Annotated in this window: 1 protein-coding gene and 1 pseudogene; both read left to right on the top strand. The window is 66.9% G+C overall.

The annotated features are described in order from the left end of the window. A pseudogene (locus tag AACS24_RS01470) lies at positions 1-352 on the top strand (ABC transporter permease); the annotation flags it as partial. Positions 353-381: 29 nt separating this feature from the next. Then, on the top strand, positions 382-511 hold a 130-nt coding region (locus AACS24_RS01465; RefSeq protein WP_339373331.1), incomplete at its 3' end, for an ATP-binding cassette domain-containing protein.

Below are 511 nucleotides of genomic sequence, written 5' to 3'. Positions count from 1 at the left end.
GCACGGCCCCTATCGCCAGTTCGACCCGCGGATCACCCAGAGCGCCCTGCTACTGGGGGCGACCCCGTGGCGAGCCTGGTGGCAGGTCAAAGCACCGCTGCTGGCGCGCCCGCTACTGTTTGCCTTTGCGGTAGGGGCGGCGGTAAGCCTCGCACAATACCTGCCGACCCTGCTGTTTGGCGCAGGCCGGGTGGTCACCATCACCACCGAGGCAGTGGCCATCGGCAGCGGCCTCAACCGGCGGCTGGCGGGTCTCTACGGCCTGCTGCAACTGCTGCTGCCGCTTCTTATCTATCTGCTGGCGCTCTGGCTGCCGGCCCGACTCAACCCGGCACTCAAAGGGGGCGGCTAACGATGAACACTGACCATGGAACCAACGCCATGCTGAGCACCACGCCCCTTCGCCTCTATCTGGAGGACAACCTGCTGCTCTCGCTGCCCGCCCTGCAGGTGGCGCCAGGCGAGGTGTTGACCCTGATGGGCCCAAGCGGCTGTGGCAAGAGCTCGCTCT

The organism is Aeromonas sp. HMWF016, assembly GCF_963878195.1.
Taxonomy (GTDB): Bacteria; Pseudomonadota; Gammaproteobacteria; order Enterobacterales; family Aeromonadaceae; genus Aeromonas; species Aeromonas lacus.
Note: the sequence above shows the minus strand (reverse complement) of the source record. Positions and strands in the feature narration are given on the sequence as shown.